At 43.6% G+C, this 1,584-nt stretch carries 2 protein-coding genes; both read left to right on the forward strand.

Annotated features, from left to right (window positions below; all coding sequences use genetic code 11):
- A partial coding sequence (locus tag A10D4_RS13265; protein WP_008490127.1) for a M35 family metallo-endopeptidase occupies nt 1-945 on the forward strand: 945 nt, incomplete at its 5' end.
- Complete coding sequence (locus A10D4_RS13270; protein WP_008490128.1) at nt 945-1,496, forward strand: hypothetical protein; 552 nt, start codon at nt 945-947, stop codon at nt 1,494-1,496. The genes A10D4_RS13265 and A10D4_RS13270, both read left to right, overlap by 1 nt.
- Nucleotides 1,497-1,584: the final 88 nt, after the last annotated feature.

Consider the following 1,584-nt stretch of genomic DNA (forward strand, 5'->3'; position numbering starts at 1 on the left):
AGCTATACTGACCCCAGTGGGTATTTCTTTAAGTCACTGACCAAGTTTGTGAAAAAATATTGGCGAGTTGTCGCTGCGGCGGTGGTGTCTTATGTAACCTTTGGTGCCGCGAGCGGTTGGGCTGCGGGTTGGGCGCTAGGCTCAGGCATGAGTGCGAGTGCAGCAGGGTTTGTGGGGGCGGCAGTCGGAGGTGCTGCGGCGGGCTTTGCCGGTGGTGCCATCATGACGGGGTCGTTAAAAGGCGCAGTTAATGGCGCTATGGTTGGCGCGATAACGGGAAGTATCGCAGAAGGCATTGCGCAATATGGCTTTAACACGTCAACGGTTAAAGAGTCGGCGACAGCCATGCAGTTAGAGCGTGCTGGAGTGTCTAGGGAAACAATCGCGAAGTTGTATGGTAGTAGCGGTAGTGTAGCGACTAAAACAAGCAGCGAATATTGGCAAGCGGTGGAAGACGGAGTTGGCAAATTTAGTCAGTCAGAGCAAGCTCAACTGACTGATGCACTGGGTACGGTAAAGTCGAATACAGCAGAGCGCGTAATGCGTATTGGACAAAACGGTGATAAGGAACGTATGAGCCGATACTTTGGAGGCACGAGGGAGCAGGGTACCGTAGTGTCAAGGTTAAAAGGTATTGCGCGCTATGCTGAGAAAGCGACTATGCAGACTTTTGTTAAGGTGAATGGGTTTTGTGGAATGTCATTTGCTTGTGTTGTACCAAATTTAGGCAGTCATGTTTTTGTAGAGGCAGGCTTTTTTGACATGGCATCGTTGATATCAAACCATACAAGTCAGGCAGGGGTGTTAGCGCATGAGTTCGCCCACCTTGCCGGGGCAGGGCATTCCTTCTCATTCATGAATTACCCTCAAGTGATGAGTAAGGCTTTTAACTTGAAAGCAGTTAATGACGCCGAAAGTTACTCTAGATATATAGTAGGATACTGATGAGTTTACGTTATTACTTTACAGGTCTTTGTTTCTTATTTCATCCAAGCTTTGCCGAAGAAGCACTCATAAATACTATTGCTTCTGTAGAATTTGAATATCAGGTTAATTCTTGTGCCGACTTTAAAATTAGTTATTTTGTATCAAGCCCAAATTCATCGGTTTATATGCCCGAAGGAACCACTGGACTAGATAAAGCCGATTTTAACTATTCTGTTATTCAACTGAACGGTGAAAGTAACCCGCAAATGATTCTTGAAAAAGATTTTTATTACAAGAAAAAACCTGATTACTATATAAAGCTTGATTTCGAAGAGTCTCCATATGTAACGTCTGTCAACTTCGAAAAGCTTTTTTCAAAACTAAATGGTGATTATTATTTACAGTACTTTTTTGTCAAGGAGCAGATAATGGACCATCTGGAAAAAGAGAATGTAGATGTTTGGTTAACGCCATTGATTTCATCAGAGCGTTACTTTGTTTCTTTTGATGATAATGGCTGCGTGACAAAGTTCTTTGACGGTAAAGAAGCTTTCAATGAAGATGATTAGCTGAATTAGGTGTCGATGAATTGAAAGTAATTATACAAATGTAGCAACAAGCTTTCCACGCCTTTGGTCAAGCGCGGCCGATATACAG

The organism is Idiomarina xiamenensis 10-D-4 (assembly GCF_000299895.1).
Classification (GTDB): Bacteria; Pseudomonadota; Gammaproteobacteria; order Enterobacterales; family Alteromonadaceae; genus Idiomarina; species Idiomarina xiamenensis.